Source organism: Streptomyces sp. NBC_01515 (genome assembly GCF_045040345.1).
In the GTDB taxonomy this organism is placed as follows: domain Bacteria; phylum Actinomycetota; class Actinomycetes; order Streptomycetales; family Streptomycetaceae; genus Streptomyces.
In genome coordinates this window covers 7,613,696-7,636,445 of the sequence record NZ_CP109416.1, presented here as the reverse complement: position 1 = coordinate 7,636,445, position 22,750 = coordinate 7,613,696, and the positions used below count along the sequence as shown (strand labels likewise).

22 protein-coding genes are annotated in these 22,750 nt (G+C 68.8%); 6 read left to right on the top strand and 16 right to left on the bottom strand.

Annotation, left to right across the window (positions count from 1 at the left end; translation table 11 throughout):
• Positions 1-109: 109 nt before the first annotated feature.
• Complete coding sequence (locus OG407_RS34680; protein ID WP_405863392.1) at positions 110-1,483, top strand: ATP-binding cassette domain-containing protein; 1,374 nt, start codon at positions 110-112, stop codon at positions 1,481-1,483.
• Complete coding sequence (locus OG407_RS34675) at positions 1,480-2,352, top strand: ABC transporter permease (protein WP_405863391.1); 873 nt, start codon at positions 1,480-1,482, stop codon at positions 2,350-2,352. Before OG407_RS34680 ends, OG407_RS34675 begins: the two co-directional genes overlap by 4 nt.
• Before the next feature lie 39 nt (positions 2,353-2,391).
• Here OG407_RS34675 and OG407_RS34670 read toward each other — a convergent pair whose 3' ends face one another.
• On the bottom strand, positions 2,392-2,724 hold the full coding sequence (locus tag OG407_RS34670; protein WP_365608134.1) for an ATP/GTP-binding protein: 333 nt from the start codon (positions 2,722-2,724) through the stop codon (positions 2,392-2,394).
• 221 nt (positions 2,725-2,945) lie between these two features.
• On the opposite strand from OG407_RS34670, the gene OG407_RS34665 reads away from it, so the two are divergent.
• Complete coding sequence (locus OG407_RS34665) at positions 2,946-3,974, top strand: LLM class flavin-dependent oxidoreductase (protein WP_405863390.1); 1,029 nt, start codon at positions 2,946-2,948, stop codon at positions 3,972-3,974.
• Positions 3,975-4,066: 92 nt separating this feature from the next.
• Here OG407_RS34665 and OG407_RS34660 read toward each other — a convergent pair whose 3' ends face one another.
• Complete coding sequence (locus OG407_RS34660; protein ID WP_365309666.1) at positions 4,067-4,459, bottom strand: SCO5389 family protein; 393 nt, start codon at positions 4,457-4,459, stop codon at positions 4,067-4,069.
• Between the two features lie 253 nt (positions 4,460-4,712).
• On the opposite strand from OG407_RS34660, the gene nucS reads away from it, so the two are divergent.
• Positions 4,713-5,384, top strand: a complete 672-nt coding sequence (gene nucS, locus OG407_RS34655; protein ID WP_363097072.1) for an endonuclease NucS — start codon at positions 4,713-4,715, stop codon at positions 5,382-5,384.
• 98 nt (positions 5,385-5,482) lie between these two features.
• On the opposite strand, the gene OG407_RS34650 is transcribed toward nucS, so the two are convergent.
• From OG407_RS34650 to OG407_RS34640, 3 genes are all read right to left on the bottom strand, one after another.
• A complete protein-coding gene (locus tag OG407_RS34650) occupies positions 5,483-8,041 on the bottom strand; it encodes an ATP-binding protein (RefSeq protein WP_405863389.1) in 2,559 nt (852 codons plus the stop codon).
• Positions 8,042-8,316: 275 nt separating this feature from the next.
• Entirely contained in the window at positions 8,317-8,640 is a 324-nt protein-coding gene (locus OG407_RS34645; RefSeq protein WP_403590784.1) for an STAS domain-containing protein, read from the bottom strand.
• A gap of 145 nt (positions 8,641-8,785) precedes the next feature.
• Entirely contained in the window at positions 8,786-9,634 is an 849-nt protein-coding gene (locus tag OG407_RS34640) for a 3-hydroxyacyl-CoA dehydrogenase family protein (RefSeq protein ID WP_405863388.1), read from the bottom strand.
• Positions 9,635-9,839: 205 nt separating this feature from the next.
• On the opposite strand from OG407_RS34640, the gene OG407_RS34635 reads away from it, so the two are divergent.
• Together OG407_RS34635 and OG407_RS34630 are read left to right on the top strand one after the other, a co-directional pair.
• Positions 9,840-10,412, top strand: coding sequence for a cob(I)yrinic acid a,c-diamide adenosyltransferase (locus OG407_RS34635; protein ID WP_405863387.1), 573 nt, complete (start codon positions 9,840-9,842; stop codon positions 10,410-10,412).
• A 454-nt stretch (positions 10,413-10,866) separates the two neighbouring features.
• Positions 10,867-12,693 (top strand): glycosyl hydrolase family 18 protein, encoded by a 1,827-nt coding sequence (locus tag OG407_RS34630; RefSeq protein ID WP_405863386.1) that lies wholly within the window; start codon positions 10,867-10,869, stop codon positions 12,691-12,693.
• Between the two features lie 31 nt (positions 12,694-12,724).
• Here OG407_RS34630 and OG407_RS34625 read toward each other — a convergent pair whose 3' ends face one another.
• The 11 genes from OG407_RS34625 to OG407_RS34575 all read right to left on the bottom strand — a co-directional run bounded on the left by OG407_RS34625 (position 12,725) and on the right by OG407_RS34575 (position 22,670).
• Complete coding sequence (locus OG407_RS34625) at positions 12,725-13,171, bottom strand: DUF2550 domain-containing protein (protein WP_033285408.1); 447 nt, start codon at positions 13,169-13,171, stop codon at positions 12,725-12,727.
• 138 nt (positions 13,172-13,309) lie between these two features.
• Entirely contained in the window at positions 13,310-13,684 is a 375-nt protein-coding gene (locus OG407_RS34620; protein WP_266772606.1) for a F0F1 ATP synthase subunit epsilon, read from the bottom strand.
• Positions 13,685-13,794: 110 nt separating this feature from the next.
• A complete protein-coding gene (gene atpD / locus OG407_RS34615) occupies positions 13,795-15,231 on the bottom strand; it encodes a F0F1 ATP synthase subunit beta (protein ID WP_327401277.1) in 1,437 nt (478 codons plus the stop codon).
• On the bottom strand, positions 15,231-16,145 hold the full coding sequence (locus OG407_RS34610; protein WP_328679022.1) for a F0F1 ATP synthase subunit gamma: 915 nt from the start codon (positions 16,143-16,145) through the stop codon (positions 15,231-15,233). The genes atpD and OG407_RS34610 overlap by 1 nt, the downstream gene beginning before the upstream one ends.
• A 20-nt stretch (positions 16,146-16,165) precedes the next feature.
• On the bottom strand, positions 16,166-17,755 hold the full coding sequence (atpA, locus tag OG407_RS34605; protein WP_327401279.1) for a F0F1 ATP synthase subunit alpha: 1,590 nt from the start codon (positions 17,753-17,755) through the stop codon (positions 16,166-16,168).
• Between the two features lie 130 nt (positions 17,756-17,885).
• Positions 17,886-18,701 (bottom strand): F0F1 ATP synthase subunit delta, encoded by an 816-nt coding sequence (locus OG407_RS34600; RefSeq protein WP_405863385.1) that lies wholly within the window; start codon positions 18,699-18,701, stop codon positions 17,886-17,888.
• The gene (locus tag OG407_RS34595) at positions 18,698-19,240 is read right to left on the bottom strand and encodes a F0F1 ATP synthase subunit B (RefSeq protein WP_328679025.1); all 543 of its coding nucleotides are present in this window, start codon (positions 19,238-19,240) and stop codon (positions 18,698-18,700) included. Before OG407_RS34595 ends, OG407_RS34600 begins: the two co-directional genes overlap by 4 nt.
• Before the next feature lie 42 nt (positions 19,241-19,282).
• Positions 19,283-19,519, bottom strand: coding sequence for an ATP synthase subunit C (locus OG407_RS34590; protein WP_019060721.1), 237 nt, complete (start codon positions 19,517-19,519; stop codon positions 19,283-19,285).
• A gap of 76 nt (positions 19,520-19,595) precedes the next feature.
• Positions 19,596-20,432 (bottom strand): F0F1 ATP synthase subunit A, encoded by an 837-nt coding sequence (gene atpB, locus OG407_RS34585; protein ID WP_328686341.1) that lies wholly within the window; start codon positions 20,430-20,432, stop codon positions 19,596-19,598.
• 210 nt (positions 20,433-20,642) lie between these two features.
• Positions 20,643-21,056: a hypothetical protein gene (locus tag OG407_RS34580; protein ID WP_366098239.1), complete on the bottom strand. Its 414-nt coding sequence runs from the start codon at positions 21,054-21,056 to the stop codon at positions 20,643-20,645.
• A 294-nt stretch (positions 21,057-21,350) separates the two neighbouring features.
• The gene (locus tag OG407_RS34575; protein WP_328679034.1) at positions 21,351-22,670 is read right to left on the bottom strand and encodes an MraY family glycosyltransferase; all 1,320 of its coding nucleotides are present in this window, start codon (positions 22,668-22,670) and stop codon (positions 21,351-21,353) included.
• Between the last annotated feature and the right edge of the window lie 80 nt (positions 22,671-22,750).

The window sequence follows — 22,750 nt, the reverse complement described above, 5'->3', positions numbered from 1 at the left end:
GGGCGTTGCTTTACTTTCTCTTGGGCGGAACCGTCAGCGCCCCGATATCCTCCTAACCCTTACGGGGGCGTGTGCCCTGCTGTCCTGATCCTTTCGATGGGTGCGGAGCATGATCGAGGCTGTCGGCCTGACCAAGCGCTACGGCGACAAGACCGCCGTGTACAACCTTTCCTTCCAGGTGCGGCCCGGTGCCGTCACCGGCTTCCTCGGGCCCAACGGCTCGGGCAAGTCGACGACGATGCGCATGATCCTCGGCCTGGACAACCCCACGTCAGGACAGGTGACGATCGGCGGCTTCCCCTACCGCAAGCTGCCGAACGCCCCCAGACAGGTCGGTGCCCTGCTCGACGCCAAGGCCGTGCACGGCGGCCGCAGCGCCCGCAGCCATCTGCTGAGCCTGGCCCAGCTCTCGGGCATCCCGGCCCGGCGCGTGGACGAGGTGCTCGGGGTCGTGGGCCTCCAGGACGTGGCGAGAAAGCGCTCCAAGGGCTTCTCCCTCGGCATGGGCCAGCGGCTCGGCATCGCCGCCGCGCTCCTCGGCGACCCCCAGGTGCTGCTCTTCGACGAGCCGGTCAACGGCCTCGACCCCGAGGGCATCCTCTGGGTGCGGAACCTGATGAAGGCGCTCGCGGCGGAGGGCCGTACGGTCTTCGTCTCCTCGCACCTGATGAGCGAGATGGCGCTGACGGCGGACCACCTGATCGTGATCGGGCGCGGCCAGCTCCTGTCGGACATGAGCGTGCGGGACTTCATCTCGGCGAACTCCGCCGACTTCGCGCGCGTGCGCACGCCGGACACCGAGCCCCAGCTGCGCGAGAAGCTGACCTCCGCGCTGACCGAGGCGGGCGGCCATGTGCTGCCCGAGCAGGACGGCGGGCTGCGCGTCACGGGCCTGCCGCTGCCGCGCATCAGCGACATCGCGCACGACACGGACGTACGGCTGTGGGAGCTGTCCCCGCATCAGGCCTCGCTGGAGGAGGCGTACATGCGGATGACGCAGGGGGCGGTCGACTACCGCTCGACGATCGACCAGAAGGCCGGTCTGATGCAGCAGTTGCCGCCGGGCGCGCAGCCGCCCATGCCGGTACCGGGCCAGGGCCAGCCGGGCTGGTACGCGCCGCCGTCACCGCAGCAGGGCGGGCACCCGTTCGCGATGGGGCAGCCGCCGGCGAATCCTTACGGCGCCCCGAATCCGTACGGCGCCCCTGCGGCGCCCGTGGCAGCCGCGCCGGGCCCGTACGGGCCTCCGCCGCCCCTGACCCCGCAGACGGCGGCACAGCCGCCCCAGGGGCCGGCGCAGGGTGCGTCGCAGGCGCAGGGCGCACCGCAGGCCCCGGCTCAGGGTGCCCCGGCGGTTCAGGCCCCGGTGGCCGCTCCGGCTCCGGTCGCGGACGTGGTCCCGGCCGCGCCCGCGCCTGCCTCCGCGCAGCCCTCCTCCCCCGCACCCGCCGCCGACCTGACCAAGCCCGAGGACGCCCGATGAGTACGCCCCAGCCCCCGATGCCGCAGGCAGCCGCGCCCAACTGGCAGGCGGCGCCCGGTCCTTCGTACGGCGGTTACACCTCGCCGATCCCGGTGGTGCGCACGCATCTCGGGCACGCGCTCGCCTCCGAGTGGACGAAGATCAAGTCGGTGCGCTCGACGATCTGGACGCTCGGCGTGTTCGTGGTCCTCGTCGTAGGCATCGGCCTGCTCGCCGCCGTCGTGGTCAGCAATTCGTCCTCGGAGCTGAACGACGAGAATCCCCTGTCCTACGGCTTCTTCGGGCTGCTGCTCGGCTGCATGTGCATCATCACGCTCGGCGTGCTGACCACGGCCTCGGAGTACGGCACGGGCATGATCCGCACCACGATGACCGCGTGCCCCAGCCGCGGCCGGGTCCTCGCGGCCAAGTCGATCGTGTTCTTCGGGGTCGCCTTCGTGGTCACCCTGGTCGCCTCGGGGTTCATCGCCTTCGTGGACGCCGCGCTGCTGGAGAACAACGGCGCGAAGGACCCGTCCGCCGGCGAATGGCTCAAGGGGACGGTCGGCGTCTCGCTCTACATCGCGCTGCTCGGGCTGCTCTCGCTGATCGTCGGCTCGATCATCCGGCACTCGGCGGGCGCGATCACCGTCATGATCGGCGCGGTGCTCGCCCCGCTGGTCATCGCGCTGTTCATGTTCTCGCAGTCGCTGGAGGACGTACGCCAGAAGCTGTTCGAGTACTCGATCCCGAACCAGCTGAGCGTCTTCTACTCCAACTCCCTGACGGAGAGCGGCCCTTCGGGCTGGGACCCGCTGTGGATCATCGTGGGCGTGACGGCCGTGGCGTTCGCGGGCGCGGTCGCGCTGCTGGAGCAGCGGGACGTGTGAGCCGTACCACTCTTTAAAAGGTCGGCCTAGAACCTCGGCCTAGAACCTCGGCGCGTTCCTGGACCGCTGCACCCGTGTGGTGCGGCGGTCCTTCGCGTTCCAGCAGGCCTTGTGCCAGTGGCGGCGGTCGTCGACGCCCGCGTGCTCCGGCCAGGCCACGACGTGCGGGACGCCGGAGGGGATCTGCTGGTCACAGCCGGGGCAGCGGTACGTCTTGCCCTGCGCGCTCGCCCCGGCGACATGGCGCACGCTCCACTCCTCGCCCTGCCAGTGCTCCGAGGACTGCCAGCCGCCGTAGCGGCCCGAACGTTCGTCGTCGGCACTCTGGCCGGCGGAACCGGACTCCTTGGGTCGGTTGCGACGCGGGGACACGGAACACCTCACGGGGCTATACAGGAGGCAAGGGCTGTGTCCAGCCTACGTGGCCCGCACAGGGGTACGCGAAGGGCATCAACCCGTACAAGTCCCCCTCGGGCCCGCGCATTCTGCAGACAATCCGGAAATCTCTCCGCCAGGCCGTGTCCTCGGCACGTGTCGGGCGGTTATGCCCGGTGGGGGAGCTCCGTGTCGGAGCCAAGGAAGCAGGAAAAGCCATGCGCGTCGGAAGTTTTGTGTTGGCGGCCCAGTTCCCGGGGCAGGGCCAGGGGGAGGCCCTGCACCGCGCGGTCCGCTCGGTGGAGGTCGCGGAGGAAGCCGGTCTCGACACGGCCTGGCTGGCCGAGCACCACTTCGTGCCCTACGGCACCTGCCCGTCCGCGGTCACCCTGGCCGCGTTGCTGCTGGGCCGCACCCGGCGCATCCGCGTCGGCACCGCGGTCAGCGTGCTGCCCACCGTGCACCCGGTCGCCCTCGGCGAGCAGGCCGCGCTGCTGCACGTGACGAGCGGGGGGCGCTTCTCGCTGGGCGTGGGGCGCGGCGGGCCGTGGGTCGACCTGGAGGTGTTCGGCTCGGGCCTCGCCGCGTACGAACAGGGGTTCCCGGAATCACTCGATCTGCTGATGAGCTGGCTGCGCGAGCCGTCGGTCGCGGGCACCGGGGACCGCTTCGCGTTCCGTGAAGTGCCCGTCGTACCAAGGCCGTCGGAGGCGCTGTCGGACGCGCCGGGCCCCGAGGTCGTCGTCGCCTGCACCTCGCCCGCGAGCGTGCGGCTGGCGGCCGAGCGGGGCCTGCCGATGCTGCTCGGCATGCACGTCGGGGACGAGGAGAAGGCGGAAATGGTCGCCCTGTGGCGGCAGTCGGCGCGGGCGGCCGGACGGTCGGCGGCGGAGATCCGCGGGGCGGCCCATGTGTCGGCCGGTGTGTGCCAGATCGCGGACAAGCGTGCCGACGCGGTGGAGGCCCTGGTGAAGGCGATGCCGGGCTGGCTGAAGCAGGGGCTCGACGCCCATGTGACGGTGGACGACCGCGAGCGCCGGATGCGCGACCCGCTCGCGTACACCGAACTCCTCTGCGGGCTGCACCCGGTGGGCACCCCGCGGCTGTGCGCCGACCGCCTCGCGGCGACCTCGGAGCGGACCGGCATCTCCCGCTTCGCGCTGCTCGTCGAGGGGTCCGGGGACCTCGCGGCGACCGAGGAGAACGTACGGCGGCTCGGAGCCGAAGTGCTCCCCCACCTCGGCTGAGCGAACCGCGCTGGACGATCCGCGGGGAGCTTGCCGCCCCGTACAGAGCACCTCCCGCGTACGGAGCGGCAAGCAGAGCGCCGTCCGCCGCGTCAGCAGTCCCTGAACTCCGGGGACTGGTTCAGCAGCTGACTGCGCACCGAGGTGAAGCGGGCCAGCGTCTCGTCGACCGAGCCCTCCAGCGGGAACACCGCCACCCGGTGGCAGTTCTGGAAGGCAAGGCGTACACCGAAGTGCCGCTGCAGCGCGCCGCGTATCGCGTCACTCGCGAGCGCACGCAGCAACTGACCGCGTGCCTGCTCGTCCGGCGGCGGCGTCTGGTTGTCGGCGAACGCACCGCCGTCGACCTTCAGCTGAGCCACCAGGGAGCTGATCATCTCCCATGCGTAAGGCAGGGAGGTCCGGACGCAGTCGACGAATTCAGCTTCGTCGACCTCGCCTCGCTCGGCCTTTTCGAGTAGGGCCGGTGAGACGTCGAGCGACATGGGTTCTCCTCTCGCACCCCCAACGCGCGGGGGTTGCCGGACAGGTAAGGGAGTTCGCGATGACGAACACGCTGCGTACATGTCTCGCGACCTCCCGCTTATACGGTAGGCAACGGAGGGTGGCGGCACCAGGAGAATGCGTACATAGGGAACTCTCAATGGGCCCACAATCGGCCAAGAATGAACAACGGGCGTCACGGGTCTTCCAGGGCGAATCGCGTGCACCCACGCCCGTCGAGTAGCGTTGCCGACCATGCGTCTCGTCATTGCCCGGTGTTCCGTGGACTACGCGGGCCGGCTCACCGCCCACCTCCCCTCCGCCCCCCGTCTCATCCTGGTGAAGGCGGACGGCAGCGTCTCGATCCACGCGGACGACCGGGCCTACAAGCCCCTCAACTGGATGTCTCCGCCCTGCACGCTGAAGGAGGGTTCCGGGGACGACGAAGGCGTCTGGACCGTCATCAACAAGGCGGGCGAGAAGCTCATCATCACGATGGAGGAGATCCTCCACGACTCCTCGCACGAACTCGGCGTGGACCCCGGCCTGATCAAGGACGGCGTGGAAGCGCACCTCCAAGAGCTGCTCGCCGACCGCATCGACACCCTCGGCGAGGGCTACACGCTGATCCGCCGCGAGTACATGACGGCCATCGGACCGGTCGACATCCTGTGCCGGGACGCCGAGGGCCAGACCGTCGCGATCGAGATCAAGCGGCGCGGCGAGATCGACGGCGTGGAGCAACTCACGCGCTACCTGGAGCTGTTGAACCGCGATCCCCATCTCGCCCCGGTCCGCGGCATCTTCGCCGCCCAGGAGATCAAGCCCCAGGCCCGCGTCCTCGCCACCGACCGCGGCATCGGCTGCACGGTCCTCGACTACAACGCCCTCCGCGGCATCGAGGACGACAAGCTCCGCCTGTTCTGAGCCTGTTCCGAACAGCCGTCGGCAGACACCGACTTCACCACGACGAAAAGGGCCGGTTCCGATCATCGGAGCCGGCCCTTTTCCTGTCGTACGGAGGGTCAGATGACAGCGCCCGAAGCGGAACCCGAACTCGGGGTGTCCACCGTGCTGCTCCCAGGCGCGGCCGAACTGGCCGTCCCGACAGGGGCACTTGAGACCGCGCCGCTCGCCGAGGTGTTGGCGGACGGGTTCGTGGTGCCGTCGGTCGGCGTGGCGGACGAGGACGAACCACCGCTCGGGGACGCGGACGAAGAGGAACCGCCACTCGGGGGCGCGGACGAGGAGGAGCCACCCGACGGGGTGGACGGCGAGGACGGCGGCTTGCTGGTCGGTGAAGTGGACTTGGTCGGCGACGGGGTCGTATGCCCGCCCCCCGAACTACTCGTCCCGCTCGGGTTGTCGGAAGGCTGCCCGGTGCCGTCCGTCGGCGTCGGATCGTCCGACGTGCCGTAAGTCCCGTCCGGGCCCGGGTCGGTGGGACGGCTGGTCGTCGTACCGGTGTCGTTCTTGTCGCCGTTCTTCGCCTTGTCGGCGCCGAGGGTGTCGTCGTCGGTGCCCTGGCTGGCGGACGGGTTGACGCCGACCTTGTCGGACGGATTGTCGGCGTTGTTGTTGGACGTGGCGCCGAGCGTGACGACCGTGCCGAGGACGGCGGCGAGCAGGACGCCCGCGCCGGCCGCGACGAGGTTGCGCCGGGCGTAGCCGCGCAGGCCGCCCCGGGCCTTGTTGTGGGGCTTCGGGGGCGAGGGCTGGTGCGCGACGAGGGTGTAGGCGGTGTCACCGGGCAACTGGAGCGGTGGGAAGGGCGTCGGTGTGCCGCCGGGCGGCGAGGCGGACTCCTCGTAGCGCGCGTCCGGTACTTCCTCGCCGGCCGTGGAACCGAGGCCGAGCGCGATGCCGGAGCGGTCCGCGACCAGGGCGAGGGCGCGGCGGCCCGCTACGGCGCCGCGCTTGTCGGCGGCCTCGCCGCGCAGGGCGATGGACGACTCCAGTTCGGCACGGGCCCGGTCGAGGTCGCCCTCGCAGAGCGCGAGGACACCCAACTCGTGCTGGAAATAGGCCTGTTCACCCACATCGCCGGCGAGCCGCGCGGCCTCGATGCCGGAGCGCAGCGCGCGCTCCCAGTCGCTCCAGTGCAGTCCGGCGGCGAACGCGGGTGCCGCGGTGCGGGCGAGGTGGACGGTGGTGCTCTCCTCGCCGTCGCCGGGCGGTGTCGTCGCCGGCAGGAGGGCGACGAGCGCGGCGAGCAGGGCGTCCGCCTCGGCGCACACGCGCGCGGGCGTGACCGAGGGGTGCCCGGCCCACCAGGAGTAGTGCAGGGCGGCGATGAGGGCGCCGGACGCGACGTCGTCGCCGTATCCGGCGGTCTCCAGCTGGGTCTGGACGCCGGCGGCGAGCCGGTAGCGGGAGCCGACCGGGGAGACCAGTCCGCAGCCCGCGAGTTCGCCGAGTGCGGCGTCGGCGTGGGTGTCGCCGACGAGCGCGGGCAGATGCGCCTGGTGCGGCACCTCGCCGCCGAGCGCGACGGCGAAGCGCAGGGTGGCCCGCGCCGAGGTGCTGAGCCGGGAGGCGAGCAGCGGCGCGGGCGCGGCGGCCTCACCGAGCGACGGCAGGGGTACGGCGTCGACCTCGTCGAGCGGCGGGGCGTCGAAGGGCGCGTCGACCGGGGGCGTGTCCTGGAAGACGCCGAACTCCTCGACGGCGCTGGTGCCGACGCGCAGTTGGTCGCGCTGGCGGAGCAGGGCGCCGGCCTGGACGAAGCGCAGGGGCAGGCCCTCGGACTCGAAGTAGAGGTCGCCCGCCCAGTTCGCCTCCTCCTCGGTGAGGACGCGGCCCACGGTCCGCTCCAGGACCTCCACGGCGCCGGGCCGGGCCAGGCCGCCGAGGAAGACCTCCTCGATCGCGGAGTCCGCCGACGGCGCCGAGACCTCCGGGGTCGCGGCGATCAGGAAGGCGCACTCGGGCGTCGCGTCGAGGAGTTCGTCGAGGGCGGCGGCGCCGAACTCGATGTCGTCCAGGACGACGACGGCGCCGATCTCCCGCGTCAGCGCGAGGAGTTCCTCCCGGCCGGGCCGGTGCAGGGGCGCGTCGTAGACGGCGTAGAAGAGATCGTGGAGGAGGTCGGTGGCGGTGCGGTGGAAGCCGGTGAGGCGGATCACGCCGTCGGGGGCGAGGTCCAGGCAGTCCTCGGCGACCAGGTCGAGCAGGCTGGTGCGGCCGGAGCCCGAGGGGCCCGTGAGGCGTACGGAACGGCCGCGGGCGAGCAGCCGTACGAGACGCTCGCGCTCCTCCTGGCGCTCCAGGAGCGGCAGTTCGGGGCGGTTCAGGCCGGGCGGGACCGGCGGTCTGGCGGCGCGGGCCGCCTCTGCGCGGTCGGCGGCGGCGGACTTCGCGGGCCGGCCGGGCCGTTGGCCGGGCGGGCAGACCTCGATCTCGCTGCCGTCGACGGGGTTGACGGTGAGCAGGAGGTCGCCGGTGACCAGCTGCACGGTACGGGCGAGTGCAGGTGTGTGCTGGCCGAAGTCGGCTGCGAGGGGTTCCCGGAGCGGCCGCTGACGTGACGACGTGTCGTCGCCGTCATGGCCGTACTCCTCGGGTCCCCGGTCGATCGGGTCCATAGGTCCAAGCCCCCCAAAAGCGTCGTGTGCGGGTCGACAGGACCCAAGGCCCCTCCCGGCCTTGTGCACACCGCGCTGTCGCTTCTGGTCCGGGCCCGCTCGAAGGGTTGTAAGGCAGCGGGCGACCGAACCCTAAACCTTGGCACAGTATCTACGACAGGCCGGGGTACCGCGCCGTCCGAGACATCACAGTCTCGTGAGGATTGTGCGCGGTGCGTGTGGTGCGGGCGCCTGACCGGTGTCTTTCGCGAATGTGACACTTCATAGGGCATGTGTCACATTCGCGGAAGTGACTCCGCCCCGACGGCGTCCTCGATGGCCAGGATGCGGTGCAGCCGGGTGGCCACGAGCAGGCGCTGCATCTGCGGCGGTACGCGGCGCAGCACCAGGCGGCGGCCGCAGCGGCCGGCCCGTCGGTGGGCTCCCATGATGACGCCGAGGCCGGTGGCGTCCCAGGAGTCGAGCTCGGACAGGTCCAGTACCAGATCGCCGACTCCGTCGTCGACGGCCGAGTGCAGGACCGTACGGGCGTCCGCCGCGCTGCGGACGTCGAGGCGGCCCCCGACGACCAGCTCGACGTGGTCGCCCCTGATGTACATATGCGCTCCCCGTGAGTGCGGTGGCGTTCTCCGTGATGTAGGTGATGCAACCTCTGACTGCGTGAAGTGCCATGAGGTTGCCGTCTGTGAGCGAACCGATACCGAATTCACCCCTGCGTGTGATGGGGCAGGGGCGTGTGCGGTTTCAGTGCTTGTAGAAGCCCTGCCCGCTCTTGCGTCCGATGTCACCGGCGTCCACCATTCGGCGCATCAGCTCCGGCGGGGCGAACTTCTCGTCCTGCGACTCGGTGTAGATGTTGCTCGTCGCGTGCAGCAGGATGTCGACGCCGGTGAGGTCCGCGGTGGCCAGCGGGCCCATCGCGTGGCCGAAGCCCAGCTTGCAGGCGAGGTCGATGTCCTGGGCGGTGGCGACGCCCGACTCGTACAGCTTCGCCGCCTCGACGACGAGCGCCGAGATGAGACGGGTCGTCACGAACCCGGCCACGTCACGGTTGACGACGATGCAGGTCTTGCCGACGGATTCGGCGAACTCCCTTGCGGTGGCGAGGGTTTCGTCGCTCGTCTTGTATCCGCGCACCAGCTCGCACAGCCCCATCATCGGGACGGGCGAGAAGAAGTGCGTTCCCACGACGCGCTCCGGACGCTCCGTCACGGCCGCGATCTTCGTGATCGGGATGGCGGAGGTGTTGGAGGCGAGTACGGCGTCCTCGCGTGCGATCTTGTCCAGCGCGCGGAAGATCTCGTGCTTGATTTCGAGCTTCTCGAAGACGGCCTCGACGACGATGTCCGCGTCGGCGACGGCGTCGAGGTCGGTGGTCGCGGTGATGCGTCCGAGGGCCGCGTCGGCGTCGTGCGCCTCCAGCTTGCCCTTGCTCACGAACTTGTCGTACGAGGCCTTGATGCCGTCGGTGCCGCGCTTGAGGGCTTCGTCGGTGACATCGCGCAGGACGACGTCCCAGCCCGCCTGCGCGGAGACCTGGGCGATACCGGAACCCATGAGTCCGGCGCCGATGACGGCAAGCTTCCGTGCCACTGTGCGACTCCCCTTTGAAACGCTTACAGCGTGTATCCGTATGCCTCTCGGCGGACACTAGCGAAGGTGCGGCGCTGTGTGACCGGTTAGTAACGCGCGTCACGTCTCATCTGACGGACATCACACCGGCACGGGTCATTCGACCCCCCGTACGGCCTAGTTGACCCCCTTCGCCGAATCCCCGGGCCCTAACTACGCTGGCCGCATGGTCAATCTGACGCGCATCTACACCAGGACCGGCGACCAGGGCACCACCGCCCTCGGCGACATGAGCCGGGTCGCCAAGACGGACGTCCGGATCTCGGCGTACGCCGACACCAACGAGGCGAACGCGGCGATCGGCACGGCCATCGCCCTCGGCGCCCTCACCGAGGACATCGTCAAGGTCCTCACCCGCGTCCAGAACGACCTCTTCGACGTGGGTGCGGACCTGTGCACACCGGTGGTGGAGACCCCGGAGTTCCCACCCCTCCGTGTCGAGCAGTTCTACATCGACAAGCTGGAGTCGGACTGCGACCACTTCAACGAGCAGCTGGAGAAACTCCGCTCCTTCATCCTCCCCGGCGGCACCCCGGGCGCGGCCCTGCTCCACCAGGCCTGCACGGTCGTACGGCGGGCGGAGCGGTCGACATGGTCAGCCCTGGAGGTCCACGCCGAGGTGATGAACCCCCTGACGGCGACTTACCTCAACCGCCTGTCGGACCTCCTGTTCATCCTGGCCCGCACGGCCAACAAGGAGGCGGGGGACGTGTTGTGGGTTCCGGGCGGGGAGCGCTGACCGGCTGTCAGAGCCAGCGGTAGACCTCCCGGCGATGCCCGACCTCGACGACGACGAGGACGAGGAGCTTGCCGTCTGCGATCGCGTGGCCGGTACAGATCGTCGTGCGTCACACCCCGTCCGGCGCCGGCCCGCCGAAGATGTCCGCGCGCACGTCCGCACGGGTGGCGTGCGACGCGTCGTCCTCCAGCGCGTTGCAGTTGGACATGGGCACGATCGCGGCCACCGCGGTGAAGACGCACGTCAGCCGGTTGCCGGGCGAGTCGGGGCCCTGCGGCCGGGTTCAAGTGGCTTTGCCGGTGCGTGAATTGGGGTTTAGCACAGGCATACCAAAGTGGTCCAGACCTATTGACCCGTGGTCCAGACCTTTCTATTCTCGCGGCACCGTGGGTGCGAAGGCTCAGTCGCGCCCCGACATCCTCGATACCCCCCGACACCCCCGAGGAGGCGCTCAATGCGCTTCAGACATCGAGCAGTTGCCGGGTTGACGACCCTGCTGCTTCCGCTCGCCGCCCTCGTCGGTCTGGCCGCGCCCGCCGAGGCCGCGTCGACCGCCACCGCCAGCTTCACCAAGTCCAGTGACTGGGGTACCGGCTTCGGCGGTCAGTGGACCGTCAAGAACACCGGTACCAGCGCGATCAGTTCGTGGACGGTCGAGTGGGACTTCCCCTCCGGCACGTCCGTCACCTCGGCCTGGGACGCGGACGTCACCAACGCCGGCAACCACTGGACCGCGAAGAACAAGTCCTACAACGGCACCATCGCCGCCGGCGCCTCCGTCTCCTTCGGCTTCAACGGCGCCGGCAGCGGCTCGCCCTCCAACTGTCTGCTGAACGGCGGCAGTTGTGACGGTGGCACCACCGTCCCCGGCGACGCGGCCCCCTCCGCCCCCGGCACCCCCACCGCCTCCGCGATCACCAACACCTCGGTGAACCTCTCCTGGAGCGCGGCCACCGACGACAAGGGCGTCAAGAACTACGACGTCCTGCGCGACGGCACCAAGGTCGCCACGGTGACGACGACGTCGTACACGAACACCGGCCTCACCGCAGGCACCGACTACTCCTACACCGTGCAGGCCCGCGACACCGCGGACCAGACCGGCCCGGTCAGCGGCGCGGTCGCCGTGCACACCACGGGCGGTACGACCACTCCCCCGGCCACCGGCAACGCGGTCAAGCTCGGGTACCTCACCGAGTGGGGCACGTACCAGCGCAACTACCAGGTCAAGAACCTGGTGACCTCGGGCTCGGCCGCGAAGATCACGCACATCAACTACGCCTTCGGCAACGTGACCAACGGGCAGTGCGCGATCGGTGACGCCTACGCCGACTACCAGAAGACGTTCACCGCCGACCAGTCGGTCAGCGGCGTCGCCGACACCTGGGACCAGCCGATCGCCGGCAACTTCAACCAGCTGCGCGAGCTGAAGGCCAAGTACCCGAACATCAAGATCCTCTGGTCCTTCGGCGGCTGGACCTGGTCCGGCGGCTTCGCCCAGGCCGCGGCCAACCCGACCGCGTTCGCCAACTCCTGCTACAACCTGGTCGAGGACCCGCGCTGGGCCGATGTGTTCGACGGCATCGACATCGACTGGGAGTACCCGAACGCCTGCGGTCTGTCCTGCGACACCAGCGGCGCGGCGGCCTACAAGAACCTGATGCAGGCCCTGCGCGCCAAGTTCGGCTCCAGCAACCTGGTCACCGCCGCCACCACGGCCGACGGCACCTCGGGCGGCAAGATCGACGCCGCCGACTACGCGGGCGCGGCCCAGTACGTCGACTGGTACAACGTGATGACGTACGACTTCTTCGGCGCCTTCAACCCGACCGGCCCCACCGCCCCGCACTCCCCGCTCACCACCTACAGCGGCATCCCGACGCCCGGCTTCACCACGGCCGACGCGATCGCCAAGTTCAAGTCGAAGGGCGTCCCCGCGAACAAGCTGCTCATCGGCATCGGCTTCTACGGCAGAGGCTGGACCGGCGTGACCCAGGCCGCACCCGGCGGCTCGGCGACCGGCCCGGCGGCGGGCACCTACGAGCAGGGCATCGAGGACTACAAGGTCCTCAAGACGACCTGCCCGGCCACCGGCACGATCGCCGGCACGGCGTACGCCTTCTGCGGCAACAACTGGTGGTCCTACGACACCCCGAGCACGATCGCCGGAAAGATGAGCTGGGCCAAGACCCAGGGTCTGGGCGGCGCGTTCTTCTGGGACTTCAGCGGCGACACCAGCAACGGTGAACTGGTGACCGCCATCAACAGCGGTCTCTCATAAGCGAGTTGCCGACAGGAACTACCCGTAGCACCTAAGCGACATTGACGCGCTGACCGGGCGGGGCTGCCTCCAGCCACGCGAGGAAACCGGTCAGCGCGTCTTCGCTCATGGCGAGTTCGAGACGCGTGCCCCGGTGCAGGCAGGTCAGGATGAGCGCGTCGGAGAGCAGGGCCAGCTCCTCCTCGCCCTCGGGGAGACGGCGGCCGGCCACCTCGATCGCCGAGCGTTCCAGCGTGCGGCGCGGGCGGTAGGCGTAGGAGAAGACGCGGTACCACTCGATGCGGTCGCCGTTGTAGCGGGCGACGCCGTAGCTCCAGCCCTTGCCGTTGGTGTCGGGTTTCTCCGGGACGTCCCAGCGGAGCGAACAGTCGAAGGTGCCGCCGGAGCGCTGGATGAGTCTGCGGCGCAGGCCGAAGACGAACAGCCCCACCACTACCAGGGCCACCACGATTCCGCACGCAGTCAGAGCGAGGACCATCGACACCGACCTCCTCGTCTCCTAGGTAAAACAGGTAACGGAACGGAAAAAACACCCACATTCGCCTCAGCCGCGGCTGGGGCCGGATTCCTCCGGTCCCAGCCGCGGCTGAGTCACGTCATCGCGTCAAAACTGGGTTCAGCGCGTCTCCACCGCACGCAGGCGGACGTCGGCGCGGCGCTCGGCGGACTCGTCGCCCTCCGCCTTCGCGCGCTCCAGTTCCCGCTCCACGCGCTGGACGTCGATCTCGTCCGACAGCTCGGCGATCTCGGCGAGCAGCGACAGCTTGTTGTCCGCGAACGAGATGAAACCGCCGTGCACCGCGGCGACGACCGTCCCGCCGTCGCTCGTGCGGATGGTCACCGGGCCCGACTCCAGCACACCGAGCAGCGGCTGGTGACCGGGCATGACGCCGATGTCGCCGGACGTGGTGCGCGCGACGACCAGGGTGGCCTCGCCGGACCAGACCTGGCGGTCCGCGGCGACGAGCTCGACATGCAGCTCAGCAGCCAAGGTGGGCTCCTCGGGTCACCACCCGGCGGTCGTGCCGGGTGTGGGTTCAATTCTAGTAGGCGTGAAAGAGGGGGTGGGACACGCCCCACCCCCTCAGGTGAAGCACGGGGTCAGGAGACGCCCAGCTCCTTCGCGTTCGCCTTCAGGTCCTCGATACCACCGCAGAGGAAGAACGCCTGCTCCGGGAAGTGGTCGTACTCGCCGTCGATGATCGAGTTGAAGGCCACGATCGACTCGTCCAGCGGGACGTCCGACCCGTCGACGCCGGTGAACTGCTTGGCGACGTGGGTGTTCTGGGACAGGAAGCGCTCCACGCGACGGGCACGGTGGACGGTGAGCTTGTCCTCCTCGCCCAGCTCGTCGATGCCGAGGATCGCGATGATGTCCTGAAGGTCCTTGTACTTCTGGAGGACCGTCTTGACGCGCATCGCGGTGTTGTAGTGCTCGGCCGCGATGTAGCGCGGGTCCAGGATGCGGGACGTGGAGTCCAGCGGGTCCACGGCCGGGTAGATGCCCTTCTCGGAGATCGGACGGGAGAGAACCGTCGTCGCGTCGAGGTGGGCGAAGGTGGTGGCCGGGGCCGGGTCGGTCAGGTCGTCCGCGGGGACGTAGATCGCCTGCATCGAGGTGATCGAGTGACCGCGGGTCGAGGTGATGCGCTCCTGGAGGAGACCCATCTCGTCGGCCAGGTTCGGCTGGTAGCCCACCGCGGAGGGCATGCGGCCGAGCAGGGTCGAGACCTCGGAACCGGCCTGCGTGAAGCGGAAGATGTTGTCGATGAAGAACAGCACGTCCTGGTTCTGCACATCGCGGAAGTACTCCGCCATGGTCAGACCCGCCAGGGCCACGCGCAGACGGGTGCCCGGGGGCTCGTCCATCTGGCCGAAGACGAGCGCCGTCTTGTCGATGACGCCCGAGTCGGCCATCTCCTCGATGAGGTCGTTGCCCTCACGGGTGCGCTCGCCGACACCGGCGAACACGGAGACACCGTCGTGGTTGTTGGCGACGCGGTAGATCATCTCCTGGATGAGCACCGTCTTGCCGACGCCGGCACCGCCGAACAGGCCGATCTTGCCGCCCTTGACGTACGGGGTCAGCAGGTCGATGACCTTGACGCCGGTCTCGAACATCTCGGTCTTCGACTCAAGCTCGTCGAAGCGCGGGGCCTTGCGGTGGATGGACCAGCGCTCGCCCGTGTACTTCTCGTCGCTGTTCAGCACCTCACCAAGGGTGTTGAACACCTTGCCCTTGGTGAAGTCGCCGACCGGGACGGTGATGCCGTTGCCGGTGTCGGTGACCGCGGCCTGGCGGACCAGACCGTCGGTGGGCTGCATCGAGATGGTGCGGACCAGGCCGTCACCCAGGTGCTGGGCGACCTCCAGGGTCAGCGTCTTCTTGGCGCCGTCCAGGGCCGGGTCGGCCACCTCGACGTGCAGAGCGTTGTAGATCTCCGGCATCGCGTCGACGGGGAACTCCACGTCGACGACCGGGCCGATGACCCGGGCGACGCGGCCCGTGGCAACGGCCGTCTCAACTGTCGTCGTCATTACTTGTCACTCCCCGCGGTCGCGTCGGCCAGGGCTGCGGAGCCACCGACGATCTCGCTGATTTCCTGGGTGATTTCGGCCTGGCGGGCCGCGTTGGCAAGACGGGAGAGCGTGGTGATCAGGTCTCCCGCGTTGTCGGTCGCCGACTTCATCGCGCGGCGGGTGGCCGCGTGCTTGGAGGCGGCCGACTGGAGCAGCGCGTTGTAGATGCGGCTCTCGACGTACCGCGGCAGCAGGGCGTCCAGGACGTCCTCCGCCGACGGCTCGAAGTCGTACAGCGGAAGGATCTCGCCCGAGGGCACGTCCTCCGCGACCTCTTCGAGGCTGAGGGGCAGCAGCCGACTGTCGATCGGCGTCTGCGTCATCATCGAGACGAACTCGGTGTAGACGATGTGGAGTTCGTCCACGCCGCCCTCCGCCGTGTCCAGCTCGATCGCCTCGATCAGCGGACCCGCGACCTTCTTCGCGTCCGCGTACGTGGGCTCGTCGGTGAAGCCGGTCCACTGCTCCGAGATCTTGCGCTCACGGAAGTTGTAGTGGGCGACACCGCGGCGGCCGACGATGTACGTGTCGACCTCCTTGCCCTCGGCCACGAGACGCGCGGTCAGCTGCTCCGCCGCCTTGATGGCGTTGGAGTTGAAGGCGCCGGCCAGACCGCGGTCGCTCGTGAGGAGCAGTACCGCGGAACGGGTCGGCGTCTCGGCCTCGGTGGTCAGCGGGTGCCGGGTGTTGGAACCCGTACCGACCGCCGTGACCGCGCGCGTCAGTTCCTTCGCGTACGGCGTCGAGGCCTGCACCTTGCGGTGCGCCTTGACGACGCGCGAGGCGGCGATCATCTCCATCGCCTTGGTGATCTTCTTGGTCGCGGTGACGGATCGGATGCGACGCTTGTAGACCCGGAGCTGGGCTCCCATGAGTCAGGTCCCTTCCTACGTCACTTGGCCGCGGCCGGGGCGTCCTCGCCGAGGAGCTTGCCGTCCGAGGTCTCGAACTGCTTCTTGAACTCGGCGATCGCGTCCGCGGCGGCGGTGAGGGTGTCGTCCGACATCTTGCCGCCCTCCTTGATGGAGGTCATGAGGCCCTGCTCCTTGCGGTGCAGGTACTCCAGCAGCTCCGTCTCGAAGCGGCGGATGTCGGCGACCGGTACGTCGTCCATCTTGCCGGTGGTCGCGGCCCACACGGACACGACCTGGTCGGCGGTGGCCATCGGCTGGTACTGAGCCTGCTTGAGCAGCTCGACCAGACGCTGACCGCGCTCCAGCTGGGCCTTCGACGCGGCGTCCAGGTCGGAACCGAAGGCGGCGAACGCCTCCAGCTCGCGGTACTGGGCGAGGTCGAGGCGCAGTCGGCCGGAGACCTGCTTCATCGCCTTGTGCTGCGCGGAACCACCGACTCGGGAGACGGAGATACCGACGTTCAGCGCGGGGCGCTGACCGGCGTTGAAGAGGTCCGACTCCAGGAAGCACTGGCCGTCGGTGATGGAGATGACGTTGGTCGGGATGAACGCCGACACGTCGTTGGCCTTGGTCTCGACGATCGGCAGACCGGTCATCGAGCCCTTGCCCATCTCGTCGGAGAGCTTCGCGCAGCGCTCCAGCAGACGGGAGTGCAGGTAGAAGACGTCACCCGGGTAGGCCTCGCGGCCCGGCGGACGGCGCAGCAGCAGGGACACGGCGCGGTAGGCGTCGGCCTGCTTGGAGAGGTCGTCGAAGATGATGAGGACGTGCTTGCCGTCGTACATCCAGTGCTGGCCGATGGCCGAACCGGTGTACGGGGCGAGGTACTTGAAGCCGGCCGGGTCGGACGCCGGGGCGGCGACGATGGTCGTGTACTCCAGCGCGCCGGCCTCTTCGAGCGCACCACGCACGGAGGCGATGGTGGAGCCCTTCTGACCGATGGCGACGTAGATGCAGCGGACCTGCTTGTTCACGTCGCCCGAGCGCCAGTTGTCGCGCTGGTTGATGATCGTGTCGACGGCCAGGGCGGTCTTGCCCGTCTGGCGGTCGCCGATGATCAGCTGACGCTGGCCGCGGCCGATCGGGGTCATCGCGTCGACGGCCTTGTAGCCGGTCTCCATCGGCTCGTGCACCGACTTGCGGACCATGACGCCCGGGGCCTGCAGCTCCAGCGCGCGGCGACCGGTGGTCTCGATCTCGCCGAGGCCGTCGATCGGGTTGCCGAGCGGGTCGACGACACGGCCGAGGTAGCCCTCGCCGACGGCGACGGACAGGACCTCTCCGGTGCGGGTGACCGGCTGGCCCTCCTCGACACCGCTGAACTCGCCGAGGATGACGGTACCGATCTCACGCTCTTCGAGGTTGAGCGCGAGACCGAGGGTGCCGTCCTCGAACTTCAGCAGTTCGTTGGCCATGGCCGAGGGGAGGCCCTCGACCTTCGCGATGCCGTCGCCGGCAAGGGTGACCGTACCGACCTCCTCGCGCGAGGCCGCGTCCGGCTTGTACGACTGGACGAAGTTCTCCAGCGCGTCCCGGATCTCCTCCGGCCGGATCGTGAGCTCCGCCATCTGGGTTCCCTGCTCTCCTTGTTGGGCCCGAAGTTTCACTTGGGGGGATGGGGGGACTCCCCCCGTGACGAGGTGAATCCTCTGCACGGCCCAACTCGGGCCGCCTTACTACGTCTTTGTTGTGGTGCTGCTAGCTCGCCATGCGGCGGGCGGCGTCATCGAGGCGGTCCGCGATGGAGCCGTTGATGACCTCGTCGCCGACCTGCACCCGGATGCCGCCGAGGACCTCAGGGTCCACGTCGATGTTCAGGTGCATGTGGCGGCCGTAGAGCTTCGCGAGGGCGGCGCCCAGGCGCTGCTTCTGCGGGTCGCTCAGCGGGACCGCCGTGGTGACGACCGCGACCAGGCGGCTGCGGCGCTCGGCGGCGAGCTTGGAGAGGGATTCGAGTCCCGCTTCCAGGCTACGTCCCCGGGGCGCGGTCACCAGGCGGGTCACCAGTCGCTCGGTGGCCGGCTTGGCACGGCCGCCGAGCAGGCTGCCGAGCAGCTCGCTCTTGGCCGCGGTGCCGGCGGCGCGGTTGGTCAGCGCGGCGCGCAGCCCGGTGTTCGAGGAGACGATCCGGCCGAACCGGAACAGCTCGTCCTCGACGTCGTCGAGCTCGCCCGACTGCTGGGCGGCGGTGAGGTCGGCGGTGGCCGCCAGCTCCTCCAGCGCGTCCACCAGGTCGCGGGACTGCGACCAGCGGGAGCGCACCATGCCGGACAGCAGGTCGAGGGCGGGGCCGCCGACCTGGGCGCCGAGCAGGCGCTCGGCCAGCTGGGCCTTGGCCTCGCCGTCCTGCGCCGGGTCGGTGAGGACCCGGCGCAGGGACACCTCACGGCCGAGCAGCGCGGTGACGGCGGCCAGCTCGTCGGCGAGCTGCGCCGCGTTCACGGACGTGGAGTCCGTCAGCGCGTCGAGACGCTCACGTGCGGCTGCCAGGGCCTCGCGGCTCGCTCCGTTCATCGCGCCGCCTCGGCCTTCTCCTCAAGCTCATCAAGGAAACGGTCGATCACACGGCTCTGCCGGGCGTGGTCCTCAAGGGACTCGCCGACGAGCTTGCCGGCCAGGTCGGTGGCGAGCTTGCCCACGTCCTGGCGCAGCGCCTGTGAAGCGGCCTTGCGGTCGGCGTCGATCTGCGTGTGACCGGCGGCGACGATCTCCTCGCGCTGCCGCTGGCCTTCCGCGCGCATCTCGGCGATGAGCGTGGCGCCCTGCTCCTGCGCCTCCTGGCGCAGCCGCGCGGCCTCGTGCCGGGCCTCGGCGAGCTGAGCCTTGTACTGCTCAAGCACGCTCTGTGCCTCGGTCTGGGCGGCCTCGGCCTTCTCGATACCGCCCTCGATGGCCTCGCGCCGCTCGTCCAGAACCTTGTTGATGTTCGGGAGGAGCTTCTTGGCGAGGAAGCCGAAGACGATGACGAAGGCGATCAGGCCGATGACAAGCTCAGGGATCGGCGGGACGAGCGGGTTCTCCTGCTCGGCCGCCAGAATGAGCAGCTGGCTCATGTCAGTGCCTTTCGTCTAGTGGGCTGTCGTGGATCCGCAGATCTACTTGCCGTAGACGAACGGCATGACCAGACCGATGAGGGCGAGCGCCTCACAGAAGGCGAAGCCGAGGATCTGGTTGGCACGGATCAGGCCGGCAGCTTCGGGCTGACGGGCAAGAGCCTGGGTGCCGTTGCCGAAGATGATGCCGACGCCGACGCCGGGACCGATGGCGGCAAGGCCGTAGCCGATGGAGCCGAGCGAACCGGAGACGGCGGCGAGGGTCTCAGTGGCAGCCATGCTGATTCTTCCTTCTCTGTACGGACCGGCGGGGGTTGGCCACCGGACGCTTAAGGGGATTCTGGAGGGGTGTCGCTCAGTGGTTCTCGGCGAGCGCGCCCTGGATGTAGGTGCAGGTCAGGAGGACGAACACATACGCCTGCAGGGCCTGGATGAAGAGCTCGAAGGCCGTCATCACGAGCGTCATGATGAAGCTGACGCCGGCGTAGGCGATACCGATGCCGTTCAGCAGGTACCAGCTGGCGATCGTGAAGAGCAGCAGCAGGGTGTGGCCCGCGAACATGTTCGCGAAGAGTCGCACGGCGTGCGTGAACGGTCGGACGAGGAGGTTCGAGAAGAACTCGATCGTCATGGCCAGCGGCAGCACCGCGCCCAGCGACTTGTCGTAGCCGGTGAAGTTCTTGAAGGCACCGACGAATCCGTGCCGCTTGAACGTCAGCGAGACCCAGAGGATGTAGACGATGACCGCGAGAACCGCCGGGTACGCGATGATCGACGTCACCGGGAACTGGGCGACCGGGACGATCGACCAGAGGTTCATCATCCAGATGAAGAAGAAGAGCGAGACGACCAGCGGTACGTACTTCTCGCCCTCCTTCTTTCCGATCGTCTCGTAGACGACTCCGCGGCGGATGAAGTCGTAGCCGGACTCGGCGACCATCTGCAGCTTGCCGGGGACGACCTTCGGCTTGCGGAAGGCGGCCCAGAAGAAGCCGACGACAATGACCGAGCCGAGCAGCGCCAGCAGCATCGGCTTGTTGAAGTACACGTTGCTGTCGCCGTCCCCCAGAAGGGGCTTGAACAGGAACGAGTGCAGGCCGGGAGCCGGGAAGCCACAGCCGTCGAAGATGTGGCAGTCGGTCTCGAAGGCGAGCACCTGCGTCGGGTCAGCACTCACCGCGGGCTCCTTCAGCGTGGCGCATAGGTACGGCAACCTCGTTGTGTCGGCGCGGCGCGCAGCCGCGGTTCGGCACTGGACTGGTGTTACGGATGTGGGGGCGGCAGTGGGGCATCGAGCCTCGCGATTGAGCAGGCGTCAGCTCAGATGCCCGCGCCCGCGATGCCGCAGTTGGCACCGGACGATAGCAGGGTCGCTTACGTGCTCTTATCCCGGCCCTACCTCTCACGACGAGTGCCCCGACTTCTCGGGCTCGACGTAGAGGATTTTGGCCTTCATGTGGGCACGGGTCTGCGCGACGGTCCAGACGATGGTTCCGGCGAGCAGGGTGAACGCGAAGGCCTTGGGATTGAACAGCGTGGTGTGCTTGAACGCGGCGAGGAAAATGAACAACAGAAGAATCTGCGCCGCGAAGAGCATGAGGCCCATCGCCTGGAACAGGTGCGGAAGCGATTTGGCAGTGCGCTGCAGAACGTAGAGCCCGATTCCCATGAAGAGGATCACGATCAGCGTCCCAACGGCTGCCCCAATAGCTCCTTCACCGCCGGCGACCACGGCACTGACGACGGCGGCAATCGCGCCGACGGCAGCTGTGGGCACAGCGGCTTGAAGGAGAATCCGGGCGTCATTGGACGGCATGGCGGCAACTCCGCTTGCTAAGGGGGGCGTGTCGTCATGGACGAGCGTAGTCCCGGGATGAGAGAGAACCTCACGCCAATGGACCGTCGCACTACGGTCCTTCGGCTCTGTCCCGGGTTCTCGTGAACCGTATCACAAACTATTTGATGCGGTCTTTACCTAGAAGGTGTGCTTGCTGTCACACATGAGAGTGACAGTGCGCGTCTGTGCAAAATAACGGCCAACTTGTCTGGTATAGGGAGGCTTTGTCCTCCCACGAGATGGCAACGCTTTAGTCAGATTCTTACCTTGGCGTCAGCGCGAGGACTCCGCTTTACGTCCGTCCAGAAGGCGCGAACGAGGGCCGACTGCGGTCGCCCCGTTGACTCCTGACACTCCGGTGACAACCGGAGGACGCGGGTCACGGTCTTCCTCCGCCAGCACGGCCACGGGGTCAACTGCGGCCCTGCGACGGCGATATCGCGGCGGCACCAGGTGCTCGGCCCAGCGCGGAGCGCGCGGCGTGAAGCGCGGCAGCAGGAGGAGGAGCAGGCCGACCGCGCTCAGGAAGACGATGCCGAGGACGATCCACATCGAGGCCGAGTTGACCGAGTAGGACAGCGCCCCGAACGCGATGAGCGCCGACCAGAAGTACATGATCAGCACCGCCCGGCTGTGCGAGTGGCCGATCTCCAGGAGCCGGTGGTGCAGATGGCCGCGGTCCGCGGCGAACGGCGACTGTCCGCGCCAGGTACGGCGGACGATCGCCAGCACGAGGTCGGCGGCCGGTACCGCGATGATCGTCAGCGGGAGCAGCAGCGGGATGTAGACGGGCACCGTCTGGTGCACCGCCGCCTTCTCGGAGCCGACGAACAGCTGCAGCGCGTCCGGGTCGACCTGTCCCGTGATGGAGATCGCGCCCGCGGCCAGCACGAGGCCGATCAGCATCGAGCCGGAGTCGCCCATGAAGATCCGCGCGGGGTGCATGTTGTGCGGCAGGAAGCCCAGGCACATGCCCATCAGGATCGCCGAGAAGAGCGTGGCCGGGGCGGCGGCCTCGATGCCGTACGAGTACCAGATCCGGTAGGCGTACAGGAAGAACGCGGCGGCGGCGATGCACACCATGCCGGACGCGAGGCCGTCGAGGCCGTCGACGAAGTTGACCGCGTTGATGGTGATGACGACCAGGGCGACGGTGAGCAGGGTGCCCTGCCACTGGGTCAGCGCCACGTTGCCGACGCCCGGGATGGGCAGCCACAGGATCGTCAGACCCTGCATGACCATCACGCCGGCGGCGATCATCTGGCCGCCCAGCTTGATCAGGGCGTCGATCTCGAACTTGTCGTCCAGGACCCCGATCAGCCAGATCAGGGCCGCTCCGGAGAGCAGGGCACGCGGCTCGTTCGAGTTCTCGAAGACCTCGCTCAGGTTGGTCAGGTGGTCGGCGACCAGCAGACCGGCGCACAGACCGAAGAACATGGCGATACCGCCGAGCCGCGGAGTGGGTTCCCGGTGCACGTCACGGGCCCGGATCTCCGGCATCGCCCCGGCGACGATCGCGAACTTACGCACCGGCCCGGTCAGCAGATACGTCACCGCGGCCGTCACGCAGAGCGTCAGCAGGTATTCACGCACAGGCTTCCCCACAGGTCTCGCTGGCCATCACAGCCCCACACCCTAGCGAGGGACGCATATGGTTGGGGACTTCCGGGTAG

Bases quoted from the DNA above. Each gene is read 5' to 3' on its own strand.
- OG407_RS34645 (WP_403590784.1), bottom strand. From the start codon at position 8,640: ATGTACATCAGGGGCGACCACGTCGAGCTGGTCGTCGGGGGCCGCCTC.
- OG407_RS34590 (WP_019060721.1), bottom strand. From the start codon at position 19,519: ATGGCTGCCACTGAGACCCTCGCCGCCGTCTCCGGTTCGCTCGGCTCC.
- OG407_RS34625 (WP_033285408.1), bottom strand. From the start codon at position 13,171: ATGGTCCTCGCTCTGACTGCGTGCGGAATCGTGGTGGCCCTGGTAGTG.
- OG407_RS34630 (WP_405863386.1), top strand. From the start codon at position 10,867: ATGCGCTTCAGACATCGAGCAGTTGCCGGGTTGACGACCCTGCTGCTT.
- OG407_RS34610 (WP_328679022.1), bottom strand. From the start codon at position 16,145: ATGGGAGCCCAGCTCCGGGTCTACAAGCGTCGCATCCGATCCGTCACC.
- OG407_RS34680 (WP_405863392.1), top strand. From the start codon at position 110: ATGATCGAGGCTGTCGGCCTGACCAAGCGCTACGGCGACAAGACCGCC.
- OG407_RS34650 (WP_405863389.1), bottom strand. From the start codon at position 8,041: ATGGACCCGATCGACCGGGGACCCGAGGAGTACGGCCATGACGGCGAC.
- nucS (WP_363097072.1), top strand. From the start codon at position 4,713: ATGCGTCTCGTCATTGCCCGGTGTTCCGTGGACTACGCGGGCCGGCTC.
- atpA (WP_327401279.1), bottom strand. From the start codon at position 17,755: ATGGCGGAGCTCACGATCCGGCCGGAGGAGATCCGGGACGCGCTGGAG.
- OG407_RS34675 (WP_405863391.1), top strand. From the start codon at position 1,480: ATGAGTACGCCCCAGCCCCCGATGCCGCAGGCAGCCGCGCCCAACTGG.
- OG407_RS34665 (WP_405863390.1), top strand. From the start codon at position 2,946: ATGCGCGTCGGAAGTTTTGTGTTGGCGGCCCAGTTCCCGGGGCAGGGC.
- OG407_RS34660 (WP_365309666.1), bottom strand. From the start codon at position 4,459: ATGTCGCTCGACGTCTCACCGGCCCTACTCGAAAAGGCCGAGCGAGGC.
- OG407_RS34635 (WP_405863387.1), top strand. From the start codon at position 9,840: ATGGTCAATCTGACGCGCATCTACACCAGGACCGGCGACCAGGGCACC.
- OG407_RS34600 (WP_405863385.1), bottom strand. From the start codon at position 18,701: ATGAACGGAGCGAGCCGCGAGGCCCTGGCAGCCGCACGTGAGCGTCTC.
- OG407_RS34595 (WP_328679025.1), bottom strand. From the start codon at position 19,240: ATGAGCCAGCTGCTCATTCTGGCGGCCGAGCAGGAGAACCCGCTCGTC.
- OG407_RS34580 (WP_366098239.1), bottom strand. From the start codon at position 21,056: ATGCCGTCCAATGACGCCCGGATTCTCCTTCAAGCCGCTGTGCCCACA.
- atpD (WP_327401277.1), bottom strand. From the start codon at position 15,231: ATGACGACGACAGTTGAGACGGCCGTTGCCACGGGCCGCGTCGCCCGG.